Source organism: Rhodoplanes elegans, assembly GCF_016653355.1.
Lineage (GTDB): Bacteria > Pseudomonadota > Alphaproteobacteria > Rhizobiales > Xanthobacteraceae > Rhodoplanes > Rhodoplanes elegans.
In genome coordinates this window covers 1-5,434 of the sequence record NZ_NHSK01000287.1, presented here as the reverse complement: position 1 = coordinate 5,434, position 5,434 = coordinate 1, and the positions used below count along the sequence as shown (strand labels likewise).

The window sequence follows — 5,434 nt, the reverse complement described above, 5'->3', positions numbered from 1 at the left end:
CCTCGGGGCGGGGCAGCATGGCGTGCGAGGCCTTCATCTCGGCGAGGCGGGCGGCGATCAGCGGCGGGGTGGGGGCGGCGCGGGCCGCGTCCATGTCGACGTGCAGGGCCATCACCTCCATGGTGGCGGCCATCCAGCCCGCGTCGGCGTGGAAGAGCTGCTCGAAATAGTGGAGCCGCTTGGCGTCGTAATCGAGGAGCTGGAAGGTTGCGCGCACCGCGTCCCCGGCCTTCAGCTCCCGCAGGTAGCGCACGTGGGTCTCGGCCGTGTAATACGAATGGCGCTGCCGGTCGACATAGTCGGTGCCGGCGCCGATCAGCGCCAGGACCTCGTCGGCGGCGCGATCGAACAGCACGTTGTAGAAGGCCATGTTCAGATGGCCGTTGTAGTCGATCCAGTCCGGCTCGACCCGCATGACGGTCGAGACGAACGGAGCGAAGAACACCGGCTTCAGGTCGGCATGGTCGAGCATGATGTTCATGAGTTCAGTATGGCAGCGAATCATGACGAAGTCGCGAGCCCGTGTCGGCGTCGCGACGCTGCACCGCACACCCGAGAAGGCGTTTGACCGTCCATGACTTCGCTCGCCCACCCGGCCGCGGCGCCGGCTTCCGTCCGGCCATCGCGTTCCGCCGTCGAGTCCGTGATCGCCGAACTGGCGCAGGAATTCGGCCCGAACCTCCTCACCACCGCGGGGTCGACCCGCGAGCAGCACGGCAACACCGCGAGCTGGCTGCCGAGCGAGGCGCCCGACGCCGTCGTGTTTCCGCAATGCACGGCCGATGTTCAAAAGATCGTGCGGATCTGCGCGGCCGCCGGCGTTCCGATCATCCCGTTCGGCACCGGCACGTCGCTCGAAGGCCAGATCAACGCGCCGTTCGGCGGCATCTGCGTCGACACCCGCGACATGAACAAGGTCTTGGCCGTCCACGCCGAGGATCTCGACGTGGTGGTCGAGCCCGGCGTCACCCGCAAGCAGCTCAACGAGTATCTGCGCGACCAGGGCCTGTTCTTCCCGCTCGATCCGGGCGCCGACGCGGCGCTCGGCGGCATGGCGGCGACCCGCTGCTCGGGCACCAACGCGGTGCGCTACGGCACCATGAAGGACGTCACCCTCGCCCTGAAGGTGGTGCTGGCGAACGGTGAGCTGATGACCACCGGCACGCGGGCCAAGAAGTCGGCCGCCGGCTACGACCTCACCCGGCTGTTCGTCGGCTCGGAGGGCACGCTCGGCATCATCACCGAGCTGACCCTCAAGCTGCACGGCATCCCGGAGGCGATCGCCGGCGGCATCTGCCCGTTCCCGACCGTCGAGGCGGCCTGCAACGCGGTGATCGCGACGATCCAGACCGGCATCCCGGTCGCCCGGATCGAGCTGCTCGACCAGCTCCAGGTGAAGGCCGTCAACGCCTACTCGAAGCTCGACCTGCCCGAGGTGCCGCTGCTGCTGGTCGAGTTCCACGGCAGCGAGGCCGGTGTCGCCGAGCAGTCGGCGCATTTCGGCGAGATCGCGCAGGAGCTCGGCGGTGGGCCGTTCGACTGGGCGACCCGGGCCGAGGACCGCACCCGCCTGTGGCAGGCCCGGCACGATGCCTACTGGGCGGCCGGCGCGCTCCGCCGCGGCACCAAGTCGGTGGCGAGCGACGTCTGCGTGCCGATCTCGCGCCTCGCCGAATGCGTGGTGGCGACCCAGGAGGACATCGCCGCGTCGAACCTGGTCGCGCCGATCGTCGGCCATGTCGGCGACGGCAACTTCCATCTCGGCCTGCTGGTCGACATGGACGACGCGGACGAGGTCAAGCGCGCCAAGGCGCTGCTCGAGCGCCTGGTCGAGCGGGCGCTCGCCATGGACGGCACCTGCACGGGCGAGCACGGCGTCGGGCAGGGCAAGATGAAGTACCTGAAGGCCGAGCTCGGCGCCCCGGCGCTGGCCGCCATGGCGGCGATCAAGCACGCGCTCGACCCGGCCGGCCTCATGAACCCCGGCAAGATCGTGCCGGCGGACCTCGTTTCGTGGACATGAGATCGCTCCGGCGAACGAGTCGTTGATTGACTTCGTCGTGTAGGCTCGCAGCATCGTGCCCCGGACAAGGCGCATCGGGCCGCAGGCCCGAGGCGCCGCAGAGCCGGGGCCCAGGGGCCGCACGGGCGGCTTGGAAGGTGCTGGGGTGAGCGCTTCGTCTGATCGCCCTGGGTCCCGGTTCGCGGCGCTGTGCGCCGCGCCCGGGACACGAGGCCGTCTAGCCGCGGCGCTTGCCGGTAAAGTCGCGTAGCGACATATAATCGCCGCTGATTCCCGCGAGAGTTCGAGTTCGGGGGGCCCTCGACTCCGTGACGCGTGACGGCGCTTTTCGCGGCAGCGGTGCGCCGCGACGGCGGTCGCGATGTCCCGACGGCGGCGACGCTGTCGCGGCGTGAGCGGGGCGTCCCCGGGCGTCGGTCCGGAGCGTTTGCGGTGCAGACCACCCTTCTCGGCCTGGCAGTGGCGATGATCCTGGCGCTGGTGACGGCGCTGGTCGGGCCGCATTTCGTCGACTGGGACGGGTTTCGCGACAGCATCGAGGCGGAAGCGACACGGGCGGTCGGCACGCCGGTCGCCATCACCGGGCCGATCGACGTCCGCCTGCTGCCGACCCCCTCGCTCGACCTGAAGAGCGTCGCGCTCGCCACCGGCGGCGTCCGCATGAGCGCCCGCGGCATGCGGGTCGAGCTGGCGCTGGGCGCGCTGATGCGCGGCGAGTGGCGGGTCGCCGAGCTCACCCTCGATTCGCCGCAGCTCGATCTGTCGCTCGACGCCGCCGGCCGGGTGCGCGGCGCAGCGCTGCCCTCCGGCTTCGATCCGGACGTCCTCTCGGTCGAGCGTCTCGTCGTCGAGAACGGCCGCGCCGTGCTGGCCGATCCGGCGACCGGCAGCGCCGTCACGCTCGACACCGTCTCGTTCAAGGGCGATCTGCGCTCGCTCGCCGGGCCGCTGCGCGGCGAGGGCGCCTTCGTCACCGGCGGCCGCGTCTACGGCGTGCGGGTCGGCGCCGGGCGGGCGGCGGCCGACGGCGGCGTGCGGCTGCGCCTCAACGTCGATCCGCTCGACCAGCCCTTCGCGATCGAGACCGACGGCACCCTGTGGCTCGCCGGAAGCCCGCGCTACGACGGCAATCTCGCGCTGTCGCGGTCCGCCGGCGCGCCGCTCGGCGCCGCCGCCGGCCGCCCCCGCGAGCCGTGGCGCGTCGCCGGCAAGGTCGAGGCGACCCCGTCGCGCGTAAGACTCGCGCAGGGCGAGGTGACCTACGGGGCGGAGGAGCGCGCCGTCCGCCTCGCCGGCTCCGCCGACCTGGTGCTCGGCCGTTTTCCGCGGCTCGACCTGGCTGTCGTCGGCCGGAACGTGGACCTGGATCGCCTCGATGGCGCCCCCCACGCGGCTGCGGGGCAGGCCGCAGGCCCGGCCGGGCTGCCCGATGTGCTGCGCCGGCTCATGCCGGGGCTCGCGCCGCCGCTGCCGGTCGCGGCGACGGTCGAGGTCGACCAGCTCGTCGCCGGCGGCACCGTGTATCAGACCATCCGGGGCCGGCTGGCGACGACCGCCGACGGGATCACGCTGGACGGCGTCGAGCTGCGCCTGCCCGGCCTGACCCAGATGCGGCTCGCCGGGACGCTGCGCACGCGCGGCGCCGATCTCGCCTTCGCGGGCCCGGTGAGTGTCGAGTCGAGCGACCCCCGCGCGCTGGGCGCCTGGATCGAGGGCCGCGCCGAGACCGGCAAGGACCGGCCGCTCGGCGTGCTGCGCGCCAAGGGCGACGTGGCGCTCGAGCGCGACCGCATCGCGGCCGACGGCCTGTCGCTCACCATCGACCGCAGGACCGTCGAGGGGCGCGTCGCCTACACGCGCGCCGCGTCCGGCCGGCCGTCGCGGCTCGAGGCCGACATCCGGTCCGCCGAGGTCGATCTCGAAGGTGCCGTTGCCCTGCTCGGCGAGGCATTCGCCGGCAGCCGGATCGGCTGGCCCGGCGAGGCGACGATCGGGGTGGCGGCCGGCAAGGTCGCCTGGGGCGGCATCGCGGCGGAGCGGGTCGAGGCGCGGGTCGGCTACGGCAAGGACGGGCTGACCATCGAGCGCCTTTCGGTCGGCGATCTGCGCGGCGCGACGCTGTCCGGCGCCGGCCGCATCGACACCTCGATCACGGCCCCGCAGGGCGCCGTCACGCTCGACGTGAAGGCGCCACGTACCGACGCGCTGCTCGGGCTGTTGGACGAGGTCGCGCCCGAGCAGGCGCGCGCGCTGCGCCGCTACGCCGCCGCACTCGGCGCCGCCGAGCTGCGCGCCCGCCTCGACGTCGCGCCGGCCCTGCACGATCCTGCCGCGCCGAACGCCAAGCGCTCGACCGCGAGCCTGACGGTCGACGGCCGGCTCGGCACCATCCGGCTGGCGCTGACGGCCGGTGCCACCGGCGATCCGGCCGATCCGACCAAGGCACAGGTCCGGCTCGACGGCACCGTGGAGGCCAAGGAGGGGGCGGCGCTCGCCGCCCTCACCGGGCTCGACCGGCTGGTTGCGCTCGATCAACGCCCGGCGACGGTCTCGCTGTCCGGCAGCGGCCGGCTCGACGGCGAGGTCACGGGCAAGCTCGACGTCGCCTCCGGCGGCCTGTGGGTGTCGGCGACCAGCAACAGTCGGCGCGAAGCCGACGGTCCGTCCGGCCGCGCCGAGGTGACGGTCACGGCCTCCGACGCGCGCTTCCTGGTGCCGGCCGGCGCCGGCCCGGTGCCGCTGTCGCTGCACACCCGTCTCACCCTGTCGGGGCCGGACCTGCGGCTCGACGATCTCGCCGGCCGGCTCGCCGGGGCGAGCCTGAAGGGGCATCTCGGCCTGCATCTCGCCGAGCCGCGCGCCGTGACGGGTCGCATCGCGACCAGCGATCTCGACGTGGCGCCGCTCGTCGCCGCGTTCGCCGGCGCGGCCCGCCGCCCGTCGCCCGCGGCGGGCAGGGAGGCCGCGCCGTGGTCGGCCGAGCCGTTCGGCCGTCCGGGCTTCGCCGATCTGTTCGGCCGGGTCGAGATCGAGGCCGGCCGCGCCACGCTGCTGCCCGGCCTGGTCGCCCGCGACCTGCGCACCGCCGTGCGCTTCGATGGTTTCGCCGTGGCGGTCGAGGAGGCGCGGGGGCGGCTCGCCGACGGCGGCCTGTCGCTCGACGCCGAGCTGCGGCAGGTGCCGATGGGCCTGTCGCTGCGCACCCGTCTGGCGCTCGCCGACGCCGATCTCGCCGCCCTGGTTCCCGGGTCGGGAAAGACCCCGCCGGCGACCGGCCGCGTGTCGATCTCGGCCGAGCTCGACGGGATCGGCCTCAGCCCGGCGGCGCTGGTCGGTGCCCTGCACGGCAGCGGCGCCGTCACGGTGACGGACGTCCAGCTCGCCGGGCTCGATCCGACGGCGGTCGACGCC

General features: G+C 73.7%; 3 protein-coding genes. 2 read left to right on the top strand and 1 reads right to left on the bottom strand.

Annotated elements, in window-relative coordinates; all coding sequences use genetic code 11:
- The coding region (locus CCR97_RS29095; RefSeq protein WP_244670741.1) for a thioesterase family protein at window positions 1-505 on the bottom strand (505 nt) is incomplete at its 3' end.
- 69 nt (window positions 506-574) lie between these two features.
- On the opposite strand from CCR97_RS29095, the gene CCR97_RS29090 reads away from it, so the two are divergent.
- Together CCR97_RS29090 and CCR97_RS29085 are read left to right on the top strand one after the other, a co-directional pair.
- Entirely contained in the window at window positions 575-2,023 is a 1,449-nt protein-coding gene (locus CCR97_RS29090; protein ID WP_111360482.1) for an FAD-linked oxidase C-terminal domain-containing protein, read from the top strand.
- Between the two features lie 432 nt (window positions 2,024-2,455).
- The coding region (locus CCR97_RS29085; RefSeq protein ID WP_201160147.1) for an AsmA family protein at window positions 2,456-5,434 on the top strand (2,979 nt) is incomplete at its 3' end.